The sequence below is a fragment of the Methylosinus sp. R-45379 genome (assembly GCF_001644125.1).
GTDB lineage: Bacteria > Pseudomonadota > Alphaproteobacteria > Rhizobiales > Beijerinckiaceae > Methylosinus.
On sequence record NZ_LUUM01000257.1, the window covers coordinates 1 to 26589 of the forward strand.

A 26589-nucleotide genomic window follows, 5' to 3' on the forward strand; every position below is an offset into this window, starting at 1 on the left:
CCGTGGCGGCGGCCGCCGCTTTTTTGCACAGAGCGACGAGGCCTTTGGGGTCGCGCACGACATGATCGGCGGCGAGCACGACGACGATGGTCTGCGGCGAGCGGCGCGCGGCGACGCCGGCGGCGACGGCGACCGCTGCGGCCGAATCACGTCGCGTGGGCTCGAGGACGACATCGGCCGAGGCGCCGATGGCGCGCAGCTGATCGGTGACGAGGAAGCGATAATCGGCGTTGGAGATGATGACGGGCTTGTCGAACGCCTCGTCCGACAGCGTCTGAATGGTCGTCTGGAAGGTCGACAGCTCGCCGACGAGCGGAATGAATTGTTTCGGGAGCGTCTCCCGCGATTCGGGCCATACGCGCGTGCCTGCCCCGCCGCACATTATGACCGGCAGAATTTTCGTCATGTCTCGCCTTTCGGTCGAGGGATGAATTGGCGGCGGCAGGTCGCGAGAGGGAAGAAGTTTTCTGGAATACAATCAAAAAGATCGAGCGCTTTTTCGCGCAGGTCCCGTTCCTGCGGCCGTCCGCCGGCGATTGGATCAGCTATAGGCTGAACATTCCGCCTTTGGCAAGGGGGCGCTCCGGCCCCGTCGGCGCTTCATGACCGCTTCGGCTGCGACGAGGCGTGCTCTTTCTGCAGGCGCGCGCGTCGCGCCGGCAGGGCGGCGAGAATGCGCTCGCGCTCCGCCTCGGAAGCGTCGCGCCAGCCGGCGATCTCGGCCATCGTCCGCGCGCAGCCGACGCAAAAGCCGGTCGGCTGATCGATCTTGCAGATTTTGACGCAGGGCGTTTCGGCCATCACACGTCCAAATTCGCGACGTTAAGCGCATTCTCCTGGATGAACTCGCGGCGCGGCTCGACGATGTCGCCCATCAGCTTCACGAAAATATCCTCGGCCTCCACCGCCTCTTTCACCTTCACCTGCAAGAGCGAGCGCACCTCGCGGTCGAGAGTCGTCTCCCACAATTGCTCGGCGTTCATCTCGCCGAGGCCTTTGTAGCGCTGAATGGTGAGGCCCTTGCGGCCCTGCGCCGCCATTGCGTCGTAGAGCGCCAGAGGGCCGGAGAGCGCGGTCTCGTCGCTGCGCCGCGCCAGCGCCGCCGGGCCGGCGAAAATTTCGCGCAGGCTCTCGGCGCGCTCCTGCAGCTTGCGCGCCTCGCTCGAGGCGAGCAGCGCCGCATCCAGCGTCACTGCTTGCGCGACGCCGCGCAGCGTGCGGCGGAAGACATAGCCGCCCTCGCGCAATTCGCCGGTCCAGCCGCGCTCGGTCTCCTCCGCTATGGCGTTGAGGCGCTCGGCGACCTCGGTCGCTTTCGCTTCTTCCGGCGGCGATTGCAGCGCGTTCGCCATTGTCGCCTGCTCCACCACATTGCGGTCGTAGCGCGAATGCAGGCTGCTCATGATGGTGCGGAACGAACGCGCATCCTCGAGCGCGCCGCGCAAATCCTTGCCGGCGCGTTCCTCGCCATTGCCGCAGCGGAGAACGGCGCCGTCGAGCAGCGAGTCGATGAGATAATCCTCGAGCGCGCGCTCGTCCTTCAAATATTGCGTCGATTTGCCCTTTGTCACCTTGTAGAGCGGCGCCTGCGCGATGAACACATGGCCGCGATCGATCAGCTCCGGCATCTGCCGATAGAAGAAGGTGAGGATCAGCGTGCGAATATGGGCGCCGTCCACGTCGGCGTCGGTCATGATGATGATCTTGTGATAGCGCAGCTTGTCGGCGTTGAACTCGTCGCGGCCTATGCCGGTGCCGAGCGCGGTGATCAGCGTGCCGATCTGCTCGGACGACAGCATTTTGTCGAAGCGCGCGCGCTCCACATTGAGAATCTTGCCGCGCAGAGGCAGCACGGCTTGGAACTCGCGATTGCGGCCCTGCTTGGCCGTGCCGCCGGCGGAGTCGCCCTCGACGATGAAGAGCTCGGCCTTCGCCGGATCGCGCTCCTGACAATCGGCGAGCTTGCCGGGAAGATTGGCGACGTCGAGCGCGCCCTTGCGCCGCGTCAGCTCGCGGGCCTTGCGCGCCGCCTCCCGCGCGGCGGCCGCCTCGCAGACTTTGGAGACGACGCTCTTCGCCTCCTGCGGATGCTCCTCCAGCCATTGGTCGAGCAGCTCGTTGACGACATTCTCGACCGCCGGACGCACTTCGGACGAAACGAGCTTGTCCTTCGTCTGCGATGAGAATTTCGGGTCCGGCACCTTCACCGAGACGACGCAGGTGAGGCCCTCGCGACAATCGTCGCCGGTCAGATCGACCTTCTCGCGCTTGGTGAGGCCGGAGCGCTCGGAATAGCCGGTGATCTGCCGCGTCAGCGCGGCGCGAAAGCCCGCCAGATGCGTGCCGCCGTCGCGCTGCGGGATGTTGTTGGTGAAGGCCAGAATATTCTCGTGATAGGAATCGTTCCACCACAGCGCGACTTCGACATTGATGTGCTCGCGCTGGCCGTGGATGAGGATCGGCGCGCCGATCAGCGGCGATTTGGCGCGATCGAGATAGCGCACGAAGGCCTCGAGCCCGCCCTCGTAATAGAGATCCTCGCGCTTTTGCTCCGCATGGCGCGCGTCGGTGAGCACGATGTGCACGCCCGAGTTCAGAAAGGCGAGCTCGCGCAGGCGATGCTCTATGGTCGCATAATCGAACTCGACGACGGTCTTGAATGTCTCGAGCGACGGCAGGAAGGTGACTTCCGTTCCGCGCTTGGGCTTGCCGTCCTCGATCGGCGCGGCGCCGACCGCGACGAGCGGCGCGACGGAATCGCCATTGGCGAATTCCATGAAATGCTCGCGCCCTTCCTGCCAGACGCGCAGCTTCAGCCATACGGAGAGGGCGTTGACGACCGAGACGCCGACGCCATGCAGGCCGCCCGAGACCTTGTAGGAGTTCTGGTCGAATTTACCGCCGGCGTGCAGCTGAGTCATGATGACCTCGGCCGCGGAGACGCCTTCCTCCTTGTGAATGCCGGTCGGGACGCCGCGGCCATTGTCGGTGACGGTGCAGGAGCCATCGGCGTTCAGCGTCACGGTGACGAGAGTCGCATGGCCGGCGAGCGCTTCGTCGATGGCGTTGTCGACGACCTCATAGACCATGTGATGCAGGCCGGTGCCGTCATCAGTGTCGCCGATATACATGCCCGGGCGCTTGCGGACGGCGTCGAGGCCGCGCAGCACTTTGATCGAATCCGCGCCATATTCTTGCGGCGTGGCGGCTCCGTCTTCGGTGTCGGTCATTTGGTCGGGGACTCCTCGGGCAGGGCGGGGACGGGCTCGATTCGAGAATGTTGTTTTTACCGCGAAAGTCGGGTGAAAAGCGAAGAAAATCCGAAGGGCGGCGCCGGCGGCGGGATGTCGTGTCCGGCGGGCGATTCCCATGCGGTTGCGTCCCGGCTGCGCTCGCGGTGGGCGCGACGTCGACACATTGCGATAAGGGGGAATGGGCGGCGATGTTCCGCTCATGTTCCGGTTTTTCGGGGCGCGCTGACCTCGGCGCGTCCGATTTTTGCAGTCAGACTGGCCGCGCGCGCCCGATCGACGAATGCGAGCCCGAGGCTCGCAATCGAACAAGACATTTTAGATCAGCGTCGCGATGCCATATCCCCGCACATACAACTGGCTGCGGCTGTGATCGAGGGGGTCGACCAGTGCGACAGGTTGGTCTGTCGCCGAGCGAACGTAATCTTCCAGCTCAGACGCTGTGCGGGAGCCGATCCTATACTTCCTTACCGGATGATTGGGGCCGTCGTCTCGCAGGCGATAATCGAAAATAATCCAGTAAGAGCCATTGAATGACCGCCGTCGAACGTTCGCAACGATTGCTGGAACCGCTTCGCCGTTCCTCAGCAGCCGCGCCTCACGCGTATATTGACGTCGCCACAGCCAGACAGTCGCGCCGTAAACGGCAAGAGCGCCGATGGCTATGGGAAGGGTAAATTCGAAAGAACGATAGACGACGAAAATTTCTTCCTTTCCCGGATAACGAATGACCGAGCGCTCGGGCTTTTGCGGGTCGTAGATGATTTCGACGAGCGATCCAGTGGACAATTGATCAAAATAATTCCGACCGACATCATCCCAACCTTGGACGACTTTGCCCGACGCGATCTGAAACTCATAAGACAGCGAATGTAATGCCTGACGTCGCTTGGTGTGATCTAAAACTCCTATCACATGCCCCTCGGCCGAAAGGCCGCGTGTTTGCAGAAGATAGGCTTGCCACTTCGCATACGCGGTGGTCCCGGGCATTCCGATCGCTACTCCGAAGCAGATCAACATCTGCATACGAAGCATAGCGACATAAAACGGGCTCTTTTTCACCGCCCGTGGGATTGGCTGCGCTAACTCGACCGGAGGTCTCCAATCGGCTCCCAAAAGAAATTTCCCGCAATTGCTGCTCACGATGGCGATCTGATTGTAGCAGGAAAATCGGCCTGCCATCCACCGACTATCGCCTGCGCGATATCCGTGCCGAGTGAATGACAGTAAAAGACTGGGCTGTAGATGCCCCTTCACATAGCGGCCGACTCTCCCTCATGCTGAGGAGCCCGCGAAGCGGGCGTCTCGAAGCACGCGGAGCCATTCGGTTCCGCCTTCTCGAGCCCCTCGCGCTTCGAGACGGCGCCTGCGGCGCCTCCTCAGCATGAGGGGGATTTTAGGTCCGTGCGTCTCGAGAGACGAACGCCCCCGGCAACCTCAAAATCCGGCATGCGCCGCCCGCCGCCACAGCGCCATCGCCCGCCTCGCGGATGAGCAGCGCCTGCGAGCGCGCCAGCTCGGTCAGCAGCGAGGAATCCTGCAAGGCCTGCGGCGTGGCGACGAGCCGCCCCTGGGCGTCGCGCGTGAGCGTCGCGCGCATATAGTCGCGCCTTCCCTTATTGGGCTTCAGCGGCGCGCCGGCGACGGCGGCCTCCGTCTCGTCCGCCCCCGCTCGCGGATCGCCTTGCAGCGCGCGAACGAGCGGGCCGAGGAAGACCAGCGCGCAGACGAAAGCCGCGACCGGATTGCCCGGCAGGCCCAGAATGCGCGCTTCGCCCAGCGTTCCATGGATCAGCGGCTTGCCCGGCCGCATGGCGATGCGCCAAAAATCGAGCGCCATGCCCTGGCGGGCGAGGGCCGGCCGCAGCAGATCGTGATCGCCGACCGAGGCGCCGCCCAGCGTCACCACAATATCGGCCTTGGCCGCGCGCGCCTGCTCCAGGCCTTTTTCCAGCTCGGCGATGTCGTCGCGGAAAATGCCGAGGTCGATCACCTCTGCGCCGGCGGCTTCGGCGATGGCCGCCACCGCATAGCCATTGCAGGCGATGATTTGCGCCGGGCCGGGCTCGGCGCCGGGCGGAACCAGCTCGTCGCCCGAGGCGATCAGCGCCACGCGCGGGCGCCGCGCCACGGGAAGCAGCGGATGATTGATGGCGGCGGCGAGCGCCAGCTCGCTGGGGCCGATGCGCGTTCCGGCGAAGAGGGCGGGATCGCCCTCGCGAAAATCGAGCCCGCGCTCGCGAATATGCCGGCCGGGCGGGGGCGGGGAAGCGGCGCCGATTCCGGCGGCGTCGATCGTGGCGTCCTCCTGCAGGAGGATCGTATCCGCGCCCTCGGGAACCGGCGCGCCGGTGAAGATGCGCACGGTCTCGCCGGCGCCGAGGGCCAAGTGATAGCCATGGCCCGCGGCGCTCTCGCCGACGAGCTTCAGCCGCGCGCTGGGCGTTGCAAGATCGGCGGCGCGCAGCGCATAGCCGTCCATGGCGGAGACCGCGACCGGCGGCTGCGTGCGGCGCGAGACGAGATCCTTCGCCAAAGTGCGGCCGAGGGCTTTGAAAAGCGGAACATCCTCCTCGCCCGAGAGCCGGGTCACGCCGGCGAGCACGCGGGCGAGGGCCTCGTCCACGGACAGCAATTTGTCGTCAGCCATTTTTGTCCATTTCGTCGCGGCGCCATTCGCCGGAGCGTCCGCCGCGCTTCTCGACCAGCTCGACGCCCTCGATGCGCATGCCGCGATCGACGGCCTTCAGCATGTCGTAGATCGTCAATAAAGCGACGCCGACCGCGGTCAGCGCCTCCATTTCCACGCCGGTCTTGCCCGTGACCGAAACTTCCGCCGTCGCGCGCACGCCGGGAAGGCTCGCATCCGGCTCGAGATCGACCGCGATCTTGGTGACGGGCAGGGGATGGCAGAGCGGGATCAGCTCATGCGTCTTCTTGGCCGCCATAATGCCGGCGACGCGCGCGACGCCGAACACGTCGCCCTTCTTCGCCTGACCCTCGACCGCGAGAGCGAGCGTCGCGGCGTCCATCACGATCTGTCCGCGGGCGATGGCGACGCGCTTCGTCTCCGCCTTGTCGGAGACGTCGACGATATGCGCTTCGCCCTTGTTCGAGAGATGCGTCAGCATCTATGCGCGCGCCCGCCTGTGATCGCCCTTGACCGAGCCATGCAGCAGCTCGCGCGTCGCTGTCGTCACATCGTCCTTGCGAATGAGGCTCTCGCCGACGAGGAATGTGAAGACGCCGGCCTTCTCGAGCCGCAGACAATCCTCATGGCTCGTTATGCCGCTCTCCGCGACGATGATCTTGTCCTTGGGAATGCGCTCGACGAGCCGCTCTGTCGTCTCCAGCGTGACGTCGAACGTATGCAGATCGCGATTGTTCACGCCGATGAGCCGCGTCTCCAGCGCCAGCGCGCGATCCAGCTCTTCCTCATTATGCACTTCGACGAGAACATCCATGCGCAGATCATGCGCAGTGGTGTTGAGGCGCGCGGCCTCCTCATCGGAGACGGCGGCCATGATGATCAAAATGCAATCGGCGCCATGGGCGCGCGCCTCGAACACCTGATAGGGATCGTAGAGGAAATCCTTGCGAATCGCCGGCAGATTTACCGCCTTGCGCGCGGCCTCGAGATCCTCGAGCTTGCCCTGGAAGGAGGGGCCGTCGGTCAGCACCGAGAGGCAGGCGGCGCCGCCGGCCTCATAGGCGCGCGCCAGCGCCGGCGGATCGAAATCATGGCGCAGCACGCCTTTGGACGGGCTCGCCTTCTTGATTTCCGCGATCAGCGCGATGCGCCCTTCCGCGAGCTTGGCCTCGATCGCATGGACGAAGCCGCGCGGAGGATCGTGGTCGCGCACATTGCGCTCGAGCGTCGCCAGCGGCATGCGCACCTTGGCCTCGTTGATCTCGGTCCGCTTATAGGCTTCGATCTTGCTCAGAATGTCGGTCATGCCGCTTGTGGTCCTTCGCGCCTTCAAGAGGTTTTCTACCACGAAGACACGAAGGACACGAAGCATTTCCCGCCAGCGCGGCGGCGCGCCGCAGTCTTTTCGGGCGGCGCGGCGCCTTCACGCATTGGAGACGCGAATGAGCGCCTCGAGCTTCGCCTGCGCGGCGCCGCTGTCCAGTGCCCGCGCGGCGAGCTGCGCGCCTTCGCGAAGATCGGCCGCCGCCCCCGCCACCGTCAGCGCCGCCGCGGCGTTGAGCACGGCGATATCGCGATAGGCGTCGCGCGCCCCGGCCAGCACGGCCCGCAGCGCGCGGGCGTTATGGGCGGGATCGCCGCCGACGAGCGCCTGCGGCTCCGCCCGCGCCAAGCCGGCCTCCTCGGGCGAAACTACGAAGCCTCTGACGGCGCCGTCCTCGAGCGCGACGACGAGAGAGGGCGCGGTCGTCGTCAATTCGTCGAGCCCGTCCTCGCCATGGACGAGCCAGACGCGCTTGGAGCCGAGCTCCGCCAAGACGCGCGCCAGCGGCTCGAGCAGCGCGCGCGAGGAGACGCCGAGCAGCTGCTTTTCCACCCGCGCCGGATTGCACAACGGGCCGAGCAGGTTGAAAATCGTGCGCAGGCCGAGTTCCCCGCGGACTGGCGCGGCATGGCGCATGGCGCGGTGATGCGTCGCCGCCGCCATGAAGCAAATACCTGTTTCCGCGAGGCAAATTGCGGCATGCTCGGGCGTGACGCCGACCTTGACGCCGAGTTCCGCCAGAACATCGCTGGCGCCGGAGCGCGAGGAGGCGGCCCTTCCGCCATGCTTGGCGACGCGCACGCCGCAGCCGGCGACAATGATCGCCGCCAGAGTGGAGACATTATAGGTGCCGGCGCCGTCGCCGCCGGTCCCGACAATGTCGATCGCATCTTCCGCGCCCGCGACCGGCGCCATCGCCGCGCGCATGGCCTCCGCCGCGCCGATGATTTCGTCCACCGTCTCGCCGCGCTGGCGCAGGCCCATCAGAAAGGCGCCGAGCTGCGCCGGCGTCGCGCCGCCTTCGAGCACGGTCGAGATCGCCGCGCGCGCCTCCTGGCGGGAGAGCGTCGCGCCGGCGGCGAGGGCGGCGAGATAGGGCTTGAGGTCGGTCACGGCCGAAGATCTCGGTTGAAGGATGCGAGCCTGAAGGCTCGCGGTCCAAGGCGGGCTCTGGACCGCGAGCCTTCAGGCTCGCAGCGATTCACGCGACTTTGGCGGGGCGTCGCGTCGCGTTCCACTCCTGCGCGAGATCGAGGAAATTGCGCAAAATCTTGTGCCCATGCTCCGAGGTGATGCTCTCGGGATGGAATTGCACGCCATGCACGGGCGCGCTCTCATGCGAGAGGCCCATGATGAGCCCATCCGGCGTCTCGGCGGTGACGCGCAGGCAGGAGGGCAAAGTCTCGCGCGCGACGATCAGCGAGTGATAGCGCGTCGCCTGGAACGGCCCCTCTATGCCGCGGAAGATCGTCTCGCCCTTGTGGAGGATCGTCGCCATCTTGCCGTGCACCGGTAGAGGCGCGCGGATCACATCGCCGCCGAAGGACAGGCCGATGGACTGATGGCCGAGGCAGACGCCGAAGATCGGAATTTTCGCCCAGGCCGCCGCGATGAGATCGAGGCAGATGCCCGCCTCCTTGGGCGTGCAGGGGCCGGGCGAGAGCACGATGGCCTCCGGGCCGGCGGCGAGCACTTCGGCGACCGAGACCGCATCGTTTCGCTTGACCGTCACCTCGGCCCCGAGCGAGCCGAAATAATGCACGAGGTTGAAGGTGAAGCTGTCGTAATTGTCGATGAGCGTGACTTTTGTCATTCGCGCTTGGGTCCGGTTCTCGGCGGCGTGGGCTTGCTCTCCCACCGCGGCTCGATTTTTTCGGCTCTTCGGCCGCTCAAGTCAATTCATTCGCGCCCGCTCGGCTGGGGAGCCGGCTCCTCTAGCCGCGCCGGCCCAGCCGCCAGTCCGGCCGCAGATTGGCGATCAGCATGATCTCGCCGATGCTCTGGCGCGTCAGCAGGCCGACCAGCGCGCCATCGGCGCCCAGCACGCCCATGGCCGAGGCGCCGGCGAATTTTTCGATCGTCTCGTCGAGCGGCGCGGCCGCGCTCACGGTGGGGGCGTCGCGCTGCACATGGGGGGCGATCGGCGCGCTGCGGTCGTCGGCCTTCAGCGCCTCGATTATGTCCGAGCGGTCGAGCAGACCCATGAAGCGGCCGTCCGCCGCGACCACCGGAAACTGATCCTGCGAGGTGGCGAGCAGAGTCTCGACCGCCTCGCCGAGGTCGGCACCCCAGGCAATAGCGGCGATGCGGGTCTCCATCGCGTCGGCGACGGTGAGGCCGCGCGCGGCCTCACTCGCGACGGTCATCTGCGCCTCGCCGCTGGCGGCGATGTAGACGAAAATGGCGATGAAGACGAGCATGGGGTTGCCGAACAGCCCCAAAAAGCCCAGCGCGAAGGCGAAGCCCTGGCCGATGGAGACGGCGATGCGCGTCGCCTTTCCGCGCGGCAGCCACATTGCGAGCGCCGCGCGCAGCACGCGGCCGCCGTCCATGGGGAAGGCCGGGATCATGTTGAACAGCGCCAGAAACAGATTTGCGGCGGCGAGACGCGCGAGGACATTGAGATGCGGATCGTCGAGCTGCGTCAGCGTCTCCGGCTGGAAGGCGCCGAGCGCAACGAATAGGACCGTGGCGATGACGATGTTCACCGCAGGCCCCGCGAGCGCGACGAGCAATTCCTGAGAGGGTTTTTCCGGCATATGGTCGAGATTGGCGACGCCGCCGATCGGCAGCAGCGTGACCTCGGTCGAGAGAATGCCGAAGCGCCGCGCCATCAGAATATGACCGAACTCATGCAGCACGACGCAGGCGAAAATGAGCGTGATGAAGATCACGCTGTCGCGCGCTGCTTGCACGCCGCCGCTGCGATAGGCGGAAAAGCCGATCCAGGCGAGCAGCAGCAGAAAAGTGATGTGAATGCGGACGGCCGTGCCCTTGAACGAGCCGAGCGTGAGCGACCAGCGCATGGAAGAGGCCTCGCTATCGACGTGACGTCCGCGACGGTTCCTCATAGCAGAAATCCGCGACATTCGGCCAGGAATCCGCGATATGCGGCCAAGAAAAAGGGCGATCGACGCGTGAAGCGAAGATCGCCCGAGTGGAGCGGAGAAAGTCTAGGAGGAGGAAGCGTCAGAGGCGATAGCGAATCTGATCCGTCCAGAAGCGCTCGAGGCGCGTCAGGGCGGTGTTGACGGTGCGGAACTCGGCGGTGGAAACGCCGCCGATCTGCTCCACCGTGGTCGCATGCTTCTCGTAGAGGGCTGCGACGATATCATGAACCTCCTTGCCCTTGGGCGTGAGGCTGATGCGCACGGAGCGACGATCGACGCGCGAGCGGGCGTGGTGGAGATAGCCCATCTCGACGAGCTTCTTGACATTGTAGGAGACGTTGGAGCCGAGATAATAGCCGCGCGTGCGCAGCTCGCTCGCGGTGAGCTCCTTGTCGCCGATATTGTAGAGCAGGAGCGCCTGCACGGAATTGACGTCGCCGCGATTGCGGCGGTCGAACTCGTCTTTGATGACATCGAGCAGCCGGCGGTGCAGACGCTCCACCAGAGTGAGGGATTCGAGATAGATCGGACGAATTTCGTTGATCTTCTCCGAGCGGACCTGCGCCGCCTCGGTCTTCGACGCCGTATTCATGAACAAGCTCCGTCTCGTCTTTTGCGCCGGATATTCGAAAGTCCGGTCCGTGTCTCGATGGACCAGAACCTATCCGCCGCGAATGAAGACCGCTTTAAACAACAGCCTGAATCCGTCGTTTACTTCCACTACCGTCGATGCGGTAAATGGGTGGTGAATCAAATCGTTAGAATTGTATTAGCCGTGTCGCGGCGTGGGCCGCGCGCCTCACCGGCCGAGCCGGGCGAGAAGCGCGCGCGCCTGCCGTTGCAGGCGGCTGAAGCGGCCGTCGACGGCCTCGGCCTCGGGACCGCGCCGCCGGCGGCGCTTCTCGCGCAGGCGCTGGGCCTCATAATCGCGGCCGGCCTCGAAGGTGAGGAAGAAATAGAGGCCGATGAGCGCGAGATCGAGGGCGATGAGCCAATAGCCGCCGGCGAAAAACCCCGGCACGCTCAAGGTCACGAAGATTTGCGCGCCGGCGATGAGCAGCCACAGCACGCCGCCCCAGGGCGTCGCCAGCCAGAGGCCGACGCCGGCGACGAGATCGAGCACGGCGAAGAACACGACGGCGATCGCGGCGTTGGTCGGCGTCTCGTCGAATATGGGCTTGCTCGCGGTGAGCACGATGACCCATTGCATCACGCCCTGCAGCAGCCAGAATAGCGCCATGACGCGCATGAACAGCGTGAGCATATGGCCCCAGCGCGCCGACTGCCCCGCCGCGCCCGCGTCGCCGAGACGGATCGGCCGGTGCGGGTCGTCCGCCTCCTCATAGAGCGTATGCTCGGTCACGCGCCGCCTCTTTCGCTCCGGCTCTACTGCCCGCGCCGCGCGCGCGTTGCGAAGCGCACGGCTTCCTCGGCGGCGCGGAACAGCGCCTTGGATTTGTTCACCGTCTCGCGATGCTCGTAATCGGGGTCGCTGTCATAGACGACGCCGGCGCCCGCCTGCACATGCATCTTGCCGTCTTTCACGATCGCCGTGCGCAGCACGATGCAAGTGTCCATCTGTCCGCCGGCGCCGAAATAGCCGATGCAGCCGCCATAAATGCCGCGCTTGTCCGTCTCCAATTCGTCGATGATCTCCATGGCGCGCACCTTGGGCGCGCCGGAGACCGTGCCGGCCGGAAAGCCGGCGGCGAGCGCGTCTATGCAGTCGCGCGCGGGATCGAGCGCGCCTTCCACATTGGAGACGATATGCATCACATGGCTGTAGCGCTCGATGGTGAAGCTGTCCGTCACCCGCACGCTTCCCGTCGCGGCGACGCGGCCGACGTCATTGCGTCCGAGATCGAGCAGCATCAAATGCTCGGCGCGCTCTTTCTCATCGGCGAGAAGCTCGGCGGCGAGGCGCTCGTCCTCCGCCTTCACGGCGCTGCGCCAGCGCGTGCCGGCGATGGGGCGGATCGTCACCTTGCCCTCGGCGACGCGCACCAGAATCTCCGGCGATGAGCAGACGATCTGGAAGTCGCCGAAATTGAGAAAGCACAGAAAGGGCGCCGGATTGACGCGGCGCAGCGCGCGATAGAGCGCGAAGGCCGGCAGAGCGAAAGGCGCGGTGAAGCGCTGCGACAGCACGACCTGAAAGATGTCGCCGGCGCGAATGTAATCCTTGGCGCGCTCGACCATTTCCAGGAAACGCTCGGGCGCCGTGTTGGAGACCGGCTCCTCGGCGAGAAGATGCGGATCGGCCTCCGCCTCGCGCTGCTCGAGCGGCGCCTCCAAGGTCGCGACCACCAAATCGAGCCGCGCGAGCGCCGCCTCATAGGCGGCCTGGGCGGAAACGCCGGCCGCCGGGCGGGCGGGCGTCACCACGATGATCTCGTCGCGCACATTGTCGAAGACGACCATGGCGGTCGGCCGCAGCAAGATCGCGTCGGGCACGCCGATCTTATCGTCCTTGGCCGGGGCGAGGCGCTCCATCAGCCGCACAGTGTCATAGCCGAGATAGCCGAACACGCCCGCCGCCATGGGCGGCAGATGCGCGACCTCGTCGATCTCGGATTCGGCGAGCAGCTCGCGTAGCGCATCGAGCGGCGGTTTCGCGCAGGGCTCGAAAGCATTCGCGTCACGCAGCGCGCGGCGATTGATCTCGGCCTTCTCGCCATGGATGCGGAACACGACGTCTGGATCGAGCCCGATCATCGAGTAGCGGCCGCGCGCGGCGCCGCCCTCCACCGATTCGAGCAGGAAGACATTGGCCGTCCGCGCGCGCGTCAGCTTCAGATAGGCCGCGACCGGCGTCTCCAGATCGGCGACGAGCCGCGTCGCCACCAGCGACGCGCGGCCGGTCTCATGGGCGGCGGCGAATTCGTCGAACGAAGGTTCGGACAATGCGCTCACTGGTTCTGTTCCGCTCCGCCGGTCGCCGCCTGCAACGCATGCTCGTTGATCGAGACGTTGAAGACCTTCTCGAGCGCGCCGACATATTGCTCGAGAATATCATTGGTGAAGGCCGGCCGCAGCTGGTCCGCCGCCGCCTTCGCCTCGATGGAGGCGGGATCATAGGCCGGCGTCGACGCGCTCTTCACCTCGAAGACGAGGCGCCCGCCATCGACGGCGGCGGAGCCGGCGCCCTTGGACGCCACGTCGAAAATGGCGACGATGGCCGCGGTCGACAGCTCCTGATGCGGCGCGCGCTTCACATCGCTGACATGCCGGACCTCGGCGCCGGCGCCCTTGGCGACATCCTCTATCGCCTTGCCGCCGCGCAGCTCCGCGGTCAGCGCATCGGCGCGCTCGGTCAGCGCCTTCTGCTGCTTCTCTCCGCGCAAAGCGGTCTCGACGGCTTCCTTCACCTCGTCGAAGCTGCGCTGGCGCGCCGGCTCCACCTTGGCGATCTCGAACCAGACATAGCCGCCGTCGCGCGTCGGCACAGTGTCATTGTCGACGCCGACGTCGGAGGCGAACACCGCCTTCAATATGTCCTCGGAGCCGAAGAGGCCGGGAACGTTCTTGCCGGCGGGGTCGAGGCCGGTCGAATCCACAGCCTCTATCGTCGCGACATCGAGGCCGGCGGCCTTGGCCGCCTCGGCCAGCGTCTTGCCGCCGGTGCGCTGATCCTCGATCGCGTCATGCAGCTTGCGCACGGACGGCGCCGAGCGCTCCTGCGCGATCTCGCGGCGCAGCTCGTCGGCGGCCTCCTCATAGCTGCGCGTGAAAACGCTGGGGATGATCTTCTCGACCTGAAGGATCGCCGCGCCGAAGGCGGTCTGAATGGGGCCGACGAAGCCCGGCTCGCGCGGGGCGAAGACTTTCTCGGCGATCTGCTTGTCGCCGAGGTCATGCGCCTCGAGCAGGCCGAGGTCTATGTCCTTTTGCGAAAGCTTGCGCTCGCCCGCCAGCGCGTCGAAGGAGAGGCCGCCCTTCAGACGTTCCAGCGCCTTCTCGGCTTCGTCTTTGGAGGCGAAGAGAATCTGGCGCAAATGGCGCTTCTCCGCCGTGCCGTAACGCTTGGCCTTCACCTCGTCATAGAGCTTGCGGACATCGGCCTCGGCGACCTCCTGCGGCTTGGCGAGCGAGGCCGGCGTCACGGCGAGGAGCGCGAGCTTGCGATATTCGCGGGCGCGGAAGCTCTGCTCGCGATCGGCGAAATATTTCTTCAGCTCTTCCTCGGTCGGCTTGGCGATCTCGCCCACGGCGGAGGCGGGGAGCAGGAAGTAGTCGATCTCGCGGACCTCGTTGCGGAAGCGATGCAGCGCCTCCAGCACGAGGCGCGGCGGCTCCAGGCCGGTCACGATGGAATCGGTCAGCGACTTGCGCAGATAGCTTCCCTTCTGCTCGAGGAGGAAGCTGCGCTCCGTATAGCCGGCGTCGCGAATGAGCTGCTTGAAGCGGTCGGAGTCGAACTTGCCGGTCGGACCCTTGAAGACATTCTCGTCGCGGGTGAGGCGCAAGGTCTCGTCCTCGGAGATGGCGAGGCCGAGCGCCTTCGTCTTCTGGTCGAGGGAGAGATCGGTGATCATGCGCTGCAGCACCTGCTGATCGAGGCCGAAGCGGCGGGCCTCCTCATTGGTGATGGCGCGGCGGGCGCGCTGCTGCAGGCGGCGCAGCTCGTTCTGATAGGCGCTGCGATAGGCTTCGACCGAAATCTCGCCCGCGCCGACCTTGGCGAGGCGCGTGGAGGTGAAGCCGCGGAACACGTCGCCTATGCCCCACACCGCGAAGCTCAGCGCGATAAAGCCCATGACGAGCCCGAGGATGATGCGGCCGATCCGATGTTGCGAGGCGATGCGCAGGCCTTCCAGCATGATTTGGGGCTTCCCTTGGGCTTTGCGGGGCTCCGGCTCTTTACCTGATGATCGCGGCCGGAATTGGCGCGGACTATAGGTAGCGTCGCCTCCACTTGCAATCTTGCGCTCCGCCGCCCCTTCGGGTGGGCTCCAGCGCGGCGGGGCGCGACGAGAGCCGAGGGAACCGACCCGCGTCCCGCACGTTGTGACGCCCTGGGGGGCCGCCGCGGGACCTCACGCAGGGCTCGCGATACGGGAGTGTGCAAATGAACCTCACGAATCTGACGATGGGCGCGGTCGCGCTCGGATTGCTGGCCATCTCTCTACCGGCGATGACGGCTCCGGCGCTTGCTTTGCCCTCGGCGGTTCCGGCGCTCGCCGCCGGCGCGGCCTCAGATATCGCCAAGGCTCGTTATCAGGACTATCCGGGCTCGCGCGCCTCCAAGGCGGCGAAAGGCCGCTCCTCCGCCGCGGGCGGAAGCTGGTCGTCTCAGAAATATTCCAAATATGGCAAGGCCCCCGGCAAGGCGCGCGTCGCCGGCCAGAGCGGCTCGCAGGGCCGTTCGGCGATCCAGGGCCGCTCCTCCTCCAGCCAAGGCCGCTCCTACAATAATCAGTGGCGCTCCTCGGTCGGCGGCCATGGCATCGCGCCCTATAGCGACATTCCGCATCGCGCCATGAAGCAGCGCGCGCACTGACGAAGCGCTCTTCGAAACGCATCGTTCCGGCCGTCGGACGCGTCTCGCGCCGGCGGCCATTCGCGCTTAACGCGCCGTTAACCATGGGCGCGGACACTCGGACCACTGAGACATCGCCTCGGCGTCGCTCAGGAGGTCTCTCATGTCGATGGCAGCGCGCCGCGCAGCGCCCCCTTCGCGGCCCAATGGCCTCCGAATGTCCCGGCTTCTCGTCGTCGTCGCCGTATCGATCGGCGCAGGCGCGGCGGCCGGCTTTTCTCTGGGCTCGCGCACCGGCGTCAAAAATGCGCTGCAGGCCGCGCAGAGCATAGACGGCCAGACTCTCGCCAAGGCGCTCGACTGGAAGCCGGAAGTCTCTTTCGGGCTCGAGCAGCGTCGCGAGATCGCCCGCCTGCTGGACGAGGCGCGGGCGACGCGGGCGCTGATCGAATCGCTACGCCATGACGAGGAGGCGCTGCGCGCCGGGGCGCGGCTGCGCGCGCTGGAGACGGCGCGCGATTCGGGCGCCTCGCGGCTGGAGCGGCTCGAGCAAAGGCTCGATCGGCTCGACAGCGCGCGCATCGATCCCGCGCCGACCGGCTCTCTGCCCAAGGGAGAGGCCCGCCGCGACTCCCGCGCCGCGCCCATGGGGGCGCGCTGAGCGCTCGGAATTCATTTCCCAATAATTTCTGAGCCGGCCTGAAACCGCTTTTCCGCGATCCCGCTCGGCGGCGACACGCAATTGTCATCTGGCTTGGCCATTGGACGGCGACGCGTAGCGTAGGGGCCGCTCGATTCCCGTCTTTCGGGAGGTGACGGCGATATCCGGCTGTGCGACATGCTCTCCCGCCGGAGCCCCAGCCGCCGGCCATCTCTGCGCCTCGCTTCGCCGAAAGCCGGTCGTTCATGCTCAATAATTTCGTCGCGCTCACCTCGCTCGGCCGCCGCACTCTGCCCAATCTGTGGGATATCGTCGCCCTCGCGCTCGTCCTCGGCGTTTTCGCGCTCGCTGCTTTCGGCTGGCGCGGCATGGCGCTGCCGCTCGAGGCGCCCGAGACGGCGCAATTGTCGCTCGATTATTCGGCGCTGCCCTATTACGGCCTGCGCACCACTCTGCGCATGTTCGCGGCGATCGGCTTCTCGCTGCTCTTCACGCTCGTCTACGCCACTCTCGCCGCCAAGAGCCGGCGCGCCGAGATGATCCTCGTGCCGTTGCTCGATGTGCTGCAGTCGGTGCCGGTGCTCGGCTTTCTCTCCTTCACGGTGACTTTCTTCCTCGGCCTCTTCCCCGGCTCGACTTTGGGCGCGGAGGGCGCGGCGATTTTCGCCATCTTCACCAGTCAGGCCTGGAACATGGCCTTCTCCTTCCACCAGTCGCTGCGCACCGTGCCGCGCGATCTCGACGAGGTGGCCAAGAGCTTCGGTCTCACAGCCTGGCAGAAATTCTGGCAGCTCGAGGCGCCCTTCGCCATGCCAGGCCTCATCTGGAACATGATGATGTCCATGTCCGGCGGCTGGTTCTTCGTCGTCGCCTCGGAGGCGATCACCGTCGGCGACGTGAATGTGCGTCTGCCGGGCGTCGGCTCCTATCTCGCCCTCGCGATCGAGAGCAAGCGCATCGATTGCGTCGTGGCGGCGGTGGTCGCGGTGGCGCTCATCATTCTCGCTTATGACCAATTGCTGTTTCGGCCCATCGTCGCCTTCTCGGGCAAGTTCCGCGTCGAGCTCTCCGCCTCGCAGGACGAAGCCGAGAGCTGGGTGCGCGATCTCTTCGTGCGCACGCGCTGGCTGCGCGTCGCGGCCTCCTGGCCGGCCTCGCTGCTGCGCCGCGCTTCGCTTTGGAAAATGGCCTTGCCCTTTGCGGCGCCGCGCCTGCCGCAGAGCCGGCGGGCCTCCGTCCTCTTCGATATCGTCTGGTTCGCGGCGATCGGCGCGGTGTTCTTCTATTCGCTCTATCTCGTGTTCGAATTCGTGCGCAGCGCCGTTAGCCTGGACGAGCTTCGCCATGCGCTGCTGCTGACATTCTACACGCTGATCCGTGTCGTCGTGCTGATCGCGCTCGCCACGCTGATCTGGGTTCCGATCGGCGTCTTTGTGGGCCTGCGTCCGCGCATTGCCGAGAAGATTCAGCCGCTGGCGCAATTTCTGGCGGCCTTTCCGGCGAATGTGCTCTTCCCCATAGCGGTTGTCGGCATTCTCACCTTCCGGCTCGATCCCGACATATGGCTGTCGCTGCTGATCATCTTCGGCACGCAATGGTACATATTGTTCAATGTCATCGCCGGCGCGTCGGCCTTTCCGAACGATCTGCGCGAGGTCTCCGCGAATTTCCGCATTCGCGGCTTCACCTGGTGGAAGAATGTCATTCTGCCGGCGATCTTCCCCTATTATGTGACCGGCGCGCTCACCGCCTCGGGCGGCTCTTGGAACGCCTCCATCGTCGCCGAATATGTGAAATGGGGCGACGACACGATCGAGGCGCAGGGCATAGGCGCCTATATCGCCGCGGCGACGGCGGCCGGCGACTATCCGAAGATCGTGCTCGGCGTCTCGCTGATGAGCGTCGTCGTCATTTTGTTCAACCGTCTCTTCTGGCGCCAATTGTTCGGCTTCGTCGAACGGCGCCTGCGCCTCTCCTGAAGGGTTCCGCCATGTCCGCGACGAAAGCGCCTCTGCTCGAGCTCCGCAATGTCTTCCAGGCCTATGGCCGCTCTTCCGGCGAAAAAGGCCCGCTCGTTCTCGACGATATCTCGCTGCGGCTCGACGATGGCGAGATCGTCGGCCTGCTCGGGCGTTCCGGCTGCGGCAAATCCTCGCTGCTGCGCATCGTTTCCGGCCTGGCGCGGCCGACGGGGGGCGACGTTCTCTATCGCGGCGAGAAAGTGGCCGGCCCGGTCGATGGCGTCGCCATGGTGTTTCAGAGCTTCGCCCTGTTTCCCTGGCTCTCCGTGCTCGCCAATGTGGAGCTCGGCCTGCGCGCCAAGGGCGTGCGCGAGGCGGACGCGCGCCGCCGCGCGCTGAAGGCGATCGACATCATCGGCCTCGACGGCTTCGAGAACGCTTTTCCCAAGGAGATTTCCGGCGGCATGCGCCAGCGCGTCGGCTTTGCGCGCGCGCTCGTCGTCGCGCCCAATATTCTCTTGATGGACGAGCCCTTCTCGGCGCTCGACGTGCTGACCGCGGAGACCTTGCGCACCGATCTCCTCGATCTGTGGGTCGAAGGCCGCATGCCGATCAAATCGATATTGATGGTGACGCATAATATCGAGGAGGCGGTGCTGATGTGCGACCGCATCGTCGTGCTCTCCTCCAATCCGGGCCGCATCGCCGCGGAAATTCGCGTGACGCTGGCGCATCCGCGCAATCGGCTCGATCCCGAGTTCCGCCAGCTCGTGGACCAGATTTACGCGCTGATGACGCGCCGCGCCGAGCCGCCCAAGCGCGAGGGGACTTTCCCCGGGCTCGGCCTCGGCATGGCGCTGCCGACGGTCTCCACCAACACGCTCGCCGGCATGATCGAGGAGGTCGCCGCGCCGCCCTATGACGGCAAGGCCGATCTCCCTGCGCTCGCGGACAGCCTGCAACTCGAGATCGACGATCTCTTCCCCGTCGCCGAAACGCTGCAGCTCTTGCGTTTCGCCGAGCTCGCCGAGGGCGACATAAAGCTCACGACGGCCGGCAAGCGCTTCGCGGAAATGGACGTCGACCAGCGCAAGAAGCTGTTCGGCGACCATTTGCTCGCCTATGTGCCGCTGGCGCAGCGCATCCGCCGCGTGCTGGACGAGCGGCCGTCGCATTACGCGCCGGCCACCCGCTTCCGCGAGGAGCTCGAGGATTATATGAGCGAGGACTATGCGGAGATGACGCTGCGCAGCGTCACCACCTGGGGCCGCTATGGCGAGATTTTCGCCTATGACGAAGGCGCGCAGACCTTTAGCCTCGAGAATCCGCAATAGGGCAGGGCGTTACCGGACGCGGTTCAGCTGCCCGCGCAGCTCGCCCTCGGGATGCTTGGCCGAATGGACGTTGAAATACCATTGGCCGTCCTCGAGCTGCTTGACCTGCTTGGCGTCGAGCGTCGCCGAGCCCTGGAAGGTCTCCTCCACGGCCTCGACCGGCAGCACCGGCGCGGCTTTCTCGCCGGCCTTGGCGGGACCGTGGAAATGCGCCTTCATCTCCTGGCCCTCGAGGCCGACAAAATAGCCCTTCCAGCTGATTTTCCGCGTCTTGGGATCGAGAGTGACGGCGATGGAGCCGACGCCCTTGCTCGCGCTCGGCGGATTTTCCGCGCCGCCGGAGAGATCGCCCTTGAACATCTGCACTTCGGCGAAGGCGGGCGAGGCCGCGACGACGAGCGCGACAGTGGCCGCGAGCGCGAGCGATGCATTCCTGGACATTTGTGGAGCTCCTGTGTCAAATGGCGGAAACAACGCCCCCGAGGGCTTGCCACCTAACGCGCCCGCGCGACGCTTCAAGCCGCTGCCCGAGCCTTTGCGGCTACGGCCAAAGCCCGCGTGGCCGCGCAGAGATTTTGGGAAGAGCGAAATGGCCGAGTGGTATAGCGAGATCAGCCTCGACGATCTGAAGAGCGGCATCGCCGACAAATCGATCATTCTCGTCGATGTGCGCGAGGCGGACGAATACGCCCAGGGCCATATCGAAGGCGCTTTGTTCGTGCCGCTGTCAGCCTTCGATCCAGCCAAGATTCCGGCTCCGGCCGAGGGCCAGAAGGTCGTGGTCTATTGCCGTTCCGGCAAGCGCTCGGTGAACGCCATGGAGCAGGCCCGCCTCTTCGGCCGCCGCGACGTGAGCACGCATTTCGGCGGCGGCATCATCGGCTGGCAGAAGGCCGGGGAGCCGGTGGTCACGGGGATGTGATGGGGCAGGGCGTGCGGCGCGGCGTCAGTCCATCGGATTTTCATATCCGAGCGGATACCAGATGCCCCGGCGAAGCATGTTTCCCATGTTGCACGCGACGTGGTTCTGATCCAGCGATCGGATATCGTGCAGCAGTGTAATCTTTGTGATGGCATGATCGTCTGCGAGCACGCGCCTCAATTGCGTCTCGGCGTCGTCGACCGACCGAGCGGTGACGCCGTAACCGAGGCACATCGGCTCTGTCGTGGTTATCCAATATGGCTTCAACATCGGGCGCCTGTGGAACCCGATCGATCGGAAGCGTCGGTCGAAGCCCTCACTCCCACTCGATGGTCAATGGGTTTGAGTTCGCATTGTAAGTATTCGGCTTTCCGCTCAGGCCCCGAATCCATACCAACTGCGATACCACCAGGGTAAGGGCGCTGGATTCGTGGATTCTATATGGCGATCCGTCCCGTCATAAATGCGCTCGCATCATAAACGAGCGCCGGGAAAATGCAGACCAAAAGAGACGGAACTTCGAGAGCAGATGCCCCTCGTCCACCTTGCTAGACCACGACCGATAGTAGTGAAGATTACGTTTCCGTTATAGCGACCAACCACCGGGCCGTTCAGTCGATACCGAGCTTGTTGAAAAATATCTTATTCCGCATTTCTGCGTCGCGGAGCAGCTTCGTCCAGCTAACCACCTCCATGTAGAGGCTGATGTTCCCGAACCAGTTGAACCATCCCAGGCCATCAGGCATCGGCGTAAAGTTCTTCTCTTTTTGGAGCCAGTCTTTGACCTTTTGGGTTAGGTCGCAGACGACATAACCGTAGAACGGCGTCGTGTCGTTCACGAGAATATCACGGCCGGTTGGGGTCTTGAACTTGCCTTCTCGGATTTGATTGACATAGCGGATGATCTGTTGAATTGGGTCCTCCTTGGAGGACGGGTTGGCAAAATCGTCCCGTTGAGGCTTCTTGAACTCAAAAATCGTTATGGGATTACTGGTTTCATTATCACCACGATAGGCTACGCGGCGGTTATAAATGGTTATGTCCGTGCGATCTCCCGACGGTTTTAGGGGTTTGTCGGACGACATATAGGACGTGAAATTCAGCCGTTCGTCCAAAATCCAGAGATTGTGCGCCTCGTAGTTCAGTTCCTCGGAATCCTTCTTGCGGGGCATGATGATGTCATGCACCTCGCCTTCGGATTTGTGTTTCCCATCGGCTTTGATTTCCAGCGATTTCGAGAACAACTCAAGGACGCATTTACGCATGGAGACGTAGTGGATCAGGTCGTTCTTGCTATTGTCCGAAATTTTCTCAATCAACTGCGCGATTTTTTCGCCAAGCTCATCCGGGTTTTCAGAGTTCAGCAGCGCCGTGACCTGCGTTCGCGTCGCTATCTCCTGCTCATATTTCTTCTTTTGGAGATGAAGCTCGATGTCCTGATTTGATGGCCGCATAGGCAGGGCGCTGAAATCGACCTCTTTTGCAAGGATGCGATGCCAGGGCGCGTCATTGGTCACATACTCCGCGATGCGCACCTCCTTGCGCTTCTTCCGTTCGGCGATCTCCGCGCCTACGGCCGATTGCGCGACCTCTGCGGCTCTCTGCTCTATGTCGTTCTGGGATATGCCGTTCAACAGGTCGATGTCGGTCTGAAAGCGAAATTCGCCTCGTTCGAGGGATACGTTGTCGTTCAGGTAGTCGCCGAACACATAGGCTTTGATCACGAAGTTGCGCCCCTTGGCCAAATCCTGATCCGGCCCCGGCTCGAAGAACTCCTCCGCAAATTCGGAAATGTATGTTTGGAGCGCATTATCCGTCACCTCCCGCCGATGCGCGACGAGGCTGACCTTGCTCTTCGCCGTTCGCGGCGCGAAGAATTTGAACACGCGGACCTGAAAGGATTTTTCATCCTCGTTCGCCGATAGCGAAAACGTCCCTTCGTCCACCTTCATTTCGACGATCTGGCTGTTCTGCTTGTCCAGATAGTCATTGAGGGAGAGCGGCGCAGACGGCGTTCCAGCGTCAGCGGATGGATTTTTGGCCTCCCGAATCACCACGCGCGGACAGGGGCGGTCCTGGTCCACGAAATAGGGCAGCAACCGTTCCACCACGACCCGGCTAATGGTTTCGAGCTTCTTGTCGGGAAATCTAACCGACTTGATGCCCGAAATCTCGACGACTGTGCCAGTTGCCTGCGCCTGGGACGAACCTTCCTTTTCATCGACGATGATGTCCTTGTCCAAGCCCATCCTGAAAGAACGATCACGGAAGGCGTCACCTTCGGCGAAGGTGCTGGATACTTTCACCCGGTCAAAATATTTAAGGCAGGTGAAGCGGCCAAATCCCTTTCCGCCATCCGCGATTTTCTGCTCGGTGTAGAGGGTGTCGAAGGCGTCACGGTTGGTCTTGGTGAAGCCTATGCCGTTATCCTTGACCCTGAAACCATCAACGTCCTCAAGGCGGTCGATCATGTCGGCCTGCCCGTTTCGGAGAACTTCGATTTCGACCAAGCCGTTCTGTATGCCTTTGGCGTCAATCGCCTGAATCGCATTCACGACCAACTCGACCAGCGGCGTGTATATATTGGTGCCGGAACGGATGTTCGCGACCAGCCGCTTAACGTTGACATTGCTCATGCCGAGCCCCTCGGCAGGAGTGACGCGCTGTGCTTTACCAGACCGGCGCTCTTCGGATCGTAGATATATCCGGTGATCGTGCCGTCCTTGATCTTCTCCACCGCGTCGTCGATCACGAATAACGGCACAAGGAACCATTCACGCGGGATGACCGGGTTGCCGAATCTGTCCTTGATCTCGATATCGAGCCGGGCCGGGTCGAAGATGCGGTGGATCAGGTTTTCGAGCTTGATGCGGCTGATGTTGAACAGCTTGTAGGTCGCCACGATCTCCACGTCCGCCAGCAGGAAGGTCGGGTCCAGCTTGGCGTTGGCGATGCGCTTGGCGACATCGCCGCCGGTGACGCCGATCTTGTGAACGAGGTCGCGGTTGGCGGCGACAATGGCATTGTCCGACTGGCTGCGCAAAACATAGATGGTGCCGCTGGCGAGGTCGTCGGCTTCGCTTTCGTTGGCGAACAGCGGCCCGGCGCTCGGTTCCGACACGCGGCGGCTCACCTCGTCCTTGTAGAGGGCGCGTTGCAGAGAGCGGAGCAACAGGTCGCTCTCGGTGCCGTTGGAATAGACGACGCGAAGGCGGGCGTCGCTTTGACCATTGGGCGCTTTGAAGGGCTCGCCAACTTCGGCGACGTAGGCGACTTGGCCGCCAAGGATAAAAAACTCCCCGGCCCTGATGTTGGTTTTCAGGAAGCCGGCGTCCTTACGGATCGGTTGGGTGATGCGCACGCCGCTGTCGAGGTCGTTCTGAACGGCCGTGAACAGGGGCTTGAAGCGGCCAAAGTCCTCGCACCGTTCGCGGTTGGCGATTTCCTCGGCGGCGCGCTTTTCAGCGGTGGTGCGGACGTGGCGAAGATCGGTGATGTCCGTCGCACCTGCCGCGTCCTCTAGCTCGGCGAGCAGCTCATCGTCGTCCATTTCCTCCGCTGGAGCGGCAATCGCATCCTCTGCAACCGCAAGCAAGCCTTGGTGATCGAGCGGTGCAAGAAGAGAACGGCACTCCTCCAGCGCGCGCAGGCGGTCGAGGCGCGTGGCGTAAAGCCGCTCGAAGATGTCACGCCCCTCGCCGTGTTGCGGGGGGCGGCCATGCTGATCGGCGAAACGCTGAATTTCCTCGAAGCCCGCAATGATGCGTTCCTCGCGCGCGGAGCGTCCGCCCTTCTTTTCAGGCTGGGCGAAATCCGCGAGTTCGTCGCGCAGTTCATCAAGGTCAAGGTCACTCATAGCGGCCCTCATCCTTGAAGCGCACGAAGGCGGCTGCGCCTTCGGCCAGCAGCTTTTCCCAGGCATCGGTCGAGTTGATCGAAGGCAGCCGTCCGCGCTCCTTCTTAAACTTAACCGCGCGCACGGCGTAGTCCTTCGCCTCCTCCGGCGTCAGCGTGGTGCGCTTCGCGGCAATCGCGGCCTTCACCTGTTGCAGGCGTTCCTCGTTCATCGTTTTGGCGAGGATTGAATAGGCTTCCTTGAACGGGTTGATGCGGTCGATCAGGTCGATGTCGAGTTCGCGCACGTCCATCGCAAACTTGCGTACGCCGTCGATCAGGGCGGTGTTGGCGGTGGGTTCGCCATTCACGCGATCAAGCATGGATTGCTTGGCCTGCTGCGTGATGTTGAGCGCGGCGATAGCGTGCTGGCGCACCGCTTCCTGGTCTTCGTCGCTCAACTCGGGATATTTGTCCTTCACGATCTTGCCCATGCGGACCTGCGTCAGTTCCTCGGGCACCAGCTCGTCGTCGAACAGACCGCGCTCGATGGTCGTCTTGTCCTGCACGAAGGCGGCGATCACCTCGTTCAAATCCTGCTGACAGATACGCGCAGCCTCGTGACTCTTGGGCTCGACAAGGCCCTTGATCTCGAACTGGAAGACGCCACGTTCCTCGTTGAAGCCAACATTGCATTTGTTCGGATCGTAGCCGCCTTCGCCATAGTCGAAGCCTTCGGTCGGCCCACTCTGCGGATTCTTCGGTTTGAACTCGAAGCGCGGGGCAAGCACCTGCTCCATGAGGAGGCTGGCGGCGATGGCCTTCAACGTGTCGTTGACGGCCTCGGTCACGGCGTCCTCGGCGGCGTCGGGTTCGGCGATCAGGTTGGTGAAGCGCGCGCGGGTCTTATTCGGCGCATCGCGGGTCGCGCGCCCGATGATCTGCACGATCTCGGTTAGGCTGGAGCGATAGCCCACCGTCAAAGCGTGCTCGCACCAAATCCAGTCGAAGCCTTCCTTGGCCATGCCCAGCGCGATGATGATGTCCACATGATCGCGGTTGTTTTTCTGCGTGGGGTCTTTCAGCGCCAGAGAAACACGGTCGCGCTTGTTCGTGTCATCATCGACAAGATCGGCAATGCGCAGCGTCCGGCCACCCGGCGTTTTGACAAGCTGGAATCCCGTGGCAGCGTCGATGCCCTGCCAGTCACCGAGCGCGCCGATGATGTGTTCGACTTCCTTGATTTTATCCTTCGTGCTTTCGCGTGAATTGACGTTCGGAATATGGACAATGGTTTTCTCGGCGGGATCGAGCACCTCCAGAATATCGTCCGCATAAGAGTCGGAATAGAAGAAATAACCGATGTCGAGCTGCTTCAGATATTCGTAGCCGTTGAGCTGTTCGTAATAGGTGTAGGTGACGGACTCGAATTTCGCCTCGTCCTGTGGGGTCAACACCGGCACGGCGTCGCCACGGAAATATGAACCCGTCATCGCCACGATATGCGTCTTCTCGCGGGCGATCAGTCGGCCGAGATGCTGGCCGAGTCTGCTGTCGGGATCGGCCGAGACATGATGGAATTCGTCCACGGCGATGAGGCGATCATCGAACGCCTCCACGCCGAACCTGTCCACGGCGAAGCGGAAGGTGGCGTGGGTGCAAACCAGCACCTTGTCGCCGCTACCTAAAAACACCTCGACGGAATTGACCTTGCCACCATTGTCACCGCCCGGCGCGTTGCAGAGATTCCACTTCGCCTCGACATGCCAATCCGCCCAAAATCCATACGTCGTCAACGGCTCGTCGTTGAAGCTCGCGCCGATGCTCTTCTCCGGCACGACGATAATGGCTTGCTTGAGCCCCTGGTTAGCGAGCTTGTCGAGCGCGACGAACATGAGCGCGCGGCTCTTGCCCGATGCCGGCGGCGACTTGATGAGCAGATATTGCTCGCCGCGCTTTTCATAGACGCGCTCCTGCGTGGGCCGCATCCCGAGGGCGTTGGCCTTGGTCGACGAACCGTTGCGGGCATAAGAAACGGAGACGGAGGGGACCGTGCTGACCAT

Annotated in this window: 24 protein-coding genes; 5 read left to right on the plus strand and 19 right to left on the minus strand. The window is 64.1% G+C overall.

The features are described 5' to 3' along the window. From A1351_RS14175 to A1351_RS14240, 14 genes are all read right to left on the minus strand, one after another. Positions 1–406 (minus strand): sugar phosphate nucleotidyltransferase (locus A1351_RS14175; protein ID WP_157096312.1); only part of this gene is annotated, 406 nt, incomplete at its 3' end. A 194-nt stretch (positions 407–600) separates the two neighbouring features. Further along, positions 601–801 (minus strand): DUF1289 domain-containing protein, encoded by a 201-nt coding sequence (locus A1351_RS14180; RefSeq protein WP_064033297.1) that lies wholly within the window; start codon positions 799–801, stop codon positions 601–603. Continuing rightward, positions 801–3230 (minus strand): DNA topoisomerase (ATP-hydrolyzing) subunit B, encoded by a 2430-nt coding sequence (gyrB, locus tag A1351_RS14185; protein WP_064033298.1) that lies wholly within the window; start codon positions 3228–3230, stop codon positions 801–803. Before gyrB ends, A1351_RS14180 begins: the two co-directional genes overlap by 1 nt. Before the next feature lie 339 nt (positions 3231–3569). Then, positions 3570–4433 (minus strand): DUF3592 domain-containing protein, encoded by an 864-nt coding sequence (locus A1351_RS14190; protein WP_157096314.1) that lies wholly within the window; start codon positions 4431–4433, stop codon positions 3570–3572. A 214-nt stretch (positions 4434–4647) separates the two neighbouring features. Next, positions 4648–5901, minus strand: a complete 1254-nt coding sequence (gene glp / locus A1351_RS14195; RefSeq protein WP_064033300.1) for a gephyrin-like molybdotransferase Glp — start codon at positions 5899–5901, stop codon at positions 4648–4650. Continuing rightward, positions 5894–6382, minus strand: coding sequence for a cyclic pyranopterin monophosphate synthase MoaC (gene moaC, locus A1351_RS14200; protein WP_064033301.1), 489 nt, complete (start codon positions 6380–6382; stop codon positions 5894–5896). Before moaC ends, glp begins: the two co-directional genes overlap by 8 nt. Continuing rightward, on the minus strand, positions 6383–7207 hold the full coding sequence (gene trpC / locus A1351_RS14205) for an indole-3-glycerol phosphate synthase TrpC (RefSeq protein ID WP_064033302.1): 825 nt from the start codon (positions 7205–7207) through the stop codon (positions 6383–6385). 117 nt (positions 7208–7324) lie between these two features. Then, on the minus strand, positions 7325–8338 hold the full coding sequence (gene trpD / locus A1351_RS14210; protein ID WP_064033303.1) for an anthranilate phosphoribosyltransferase: 1014 nt from the start codon (positions 8336–8338) through the stop codon (positions 7325–7327). An 88-nt stretch (positions 8339–8426) separates the two neighbouring features. Continuing rightward, positions 8427–9038, minus strand: coding sequence for an aminodeoxychorismate/anthranilate synthase component II (locus A1351_RS14215; protein WP_024880414.1), 612 nt, complete (start codon positions 9036–9038; stop codon positions 8427–8429). Positions 9039–9159: 121 nt separating this feature from the next. After that, entirely contained in the window at positions 9160–10251 is a 1092-nt protein-coding gene (locus A1351_RS14220) for a site-2 protease family protein (RefSeq protein ID WP_024880413.1), read from the minus strand. A 163-nt stretch (positions 10252–10414) separates the two neighbouring features. Then, entirely contained in the window at positions 10415–10927 is a 513-nt protein-coding gene (ldtR, locus tag A1351_RS14225; protein ID WP_018266040.1) for a transcriptional regulator LdtR, read from the minus strand. Between the two features lie 207 nt (positions 10928–11134). Next, positions 11135–11698: a DUF6163 family protein gene (locus A1351_RS14230; RefSeq protein ID WP_024880412.1), complete on the minus strand. Its 564-nt coding sequence runs from the start codon at positions 11696–11698 to the stop codon at positions 11135–11137. Between the two features lie 23 nt (positions 11699–11721). After that, on the minus strand, positions 11722–13239 hold the full coding sequence (trpE, locus tag A1351_RS14235; protein WP_024880411.1) for an anthranilate synthase component I: 1518 nt from the start codon (positions 13237–13239) through the stop codon (positions 11722–11724). Between the two features lie 5 nt (positions 13240–13244). Continuing rightward, positions 13245–15155, minus strand: a complete 1911-nt coding sequence (locus A1351_RS14240; protein ID WP_064033304.1) for a SurA N-terminal domain-containing protein — start codon at positions 15153–15155, stop codon at positions 13245–13247. 248 nt (positions 15156–15403) lie between these two features. Between A1351_RS14240 and A1351_RS14245 the strand changes: the two genes are divergently transcribed. From A1351_RS14245 to A1351_RS14260, 4 genes are all read left to right on the plus strand, one after another. Continuing rightward, the gene (locus A1351_RS14245) at positions 15404–15835 is read left to right on the plus strand and encodes a hypothetical protein (RefSeq protein ID WP_064033305.1); all 432 of its coding nucleotides are present in this window, start codon (positions 15404–15406) and stop codon (positions 15833–15835) included. A 142-nt stretch (positions 15836–15977) separates the two neighbouring features. Further along, positions 15978–16475: a hypothetical protein gene (locus A1351_RS14250; protein WP_024880408.1), complete on the plus strand. Its 498-nt coding sequence runs from the start codon at positions 15978–15980 to the stop codon at positions 16473–16475. 245 nt (positions 16476–16720) lie between these two features. Beyond that, positions 16721–18454 (plus strand): ABC transporter permease subunit, encoded by a 1734-nt coding sequence (locus tag A1351_RS14255; RefSeq protein WP_064033306.1) that lies wholly within the window; start codon positions 16721–16723, stop codon positions 18452–18454. An 11-nt stretch (positions 18455–18465) separates the two neighbouring features. Then, the gene (locus A1351_RS14260; protein ID WP_024880406.1) at positions 18466–19770 is read left to right on the plus strand and encodes an AAA-associated domain-containing protein; all 1305 of its coding nucleotides are present in this window, start codon (positions 18466–18468) and stop codon (positions 19768–19770) included. 9 nt (positions 19771–19779) lie between these two features. On the opposite strand, the gene A1351_RS14265 is transcribed toward A1351_RS14260, so the two are convergent. Continuing rightward, entirely contained in the window at positions 19780–20211 is a 432-nt protein-coding gene (locus tag A1351_RS14265) for a CHRD domain-containing protein (protein WP_064033307.1), read from the minus strand. A 148-nt stretch (positions 20212–20359) separates the two neighbouring features. Between A1351_RS14265 and A1351_RS14270 the strand changes: the two genes are divergently transcribed. Then, positions 20360–20692, plus strand: a complete 333-nt coding sequence (locus A1351_RS14270; protein ID WP_064033308.1) for a rhodanese-like domain-containing protein — start codon at positions 20360–20362, stop codon at positions 20690–20692. Between the two features lie 24 nt (positions 20693–20716). On the opposite strand, the gene A1351_RS14275 is transcribed toward A1351_RS14270, so the two are convergent. From A1351_RS14275 to A1351_RS14290, 4 genes are all read right to left on the minus strand, one after another. Beyond that, the gene (locus A1351_RS14275; RefSeq protein WP_024880403.1) at positions 20717–20962 is read right to left on the minus strand and encodes a hypothetical protein; all 246 of its coding nucleotides are present in this window, start codon (positions 20960–20962) and stop codon (positions 20717–20719) included. 341 nt (positions 20963–21303) lie between these two features. Further along, entirely contained in the window at positions 21304–23328 is a 2025-nt protein-coding gene (locus A1351_RS14280; RefSeq protein WP_064033309.1) for an ATP-binding protein, read from the minus strand. After that, positions 23325–24548 carry a GIY-YIG nuclease family protein gene (locus tag A1351_RS14285; RefSeq protein ID WP_064033318.1) on the minus strand — a complete coding sequence of 408 codons (1224 nt, stop codon included), beginning with the start codon at positions 24546–24548 and terminating at the stop codon, positions 23325–23327. Before A1351_RS14285 ends, A1351_RS14280 begins: the two co-directional genes overlap by 4 nt. Next, positions 24541–26589, minus strand: coding sequence for a DEAD/DEAH box helicase (locus A1351_RS14290; RefSeq protein WP_064033310.1), 2049 nt, complete (start codon positions 26587–26589; stop codon positions 24541–24543). The genes A1351_RS14285 and A1351_RS14290 overlap by 8 nt, the downstream gene beginning before the upstream one ends.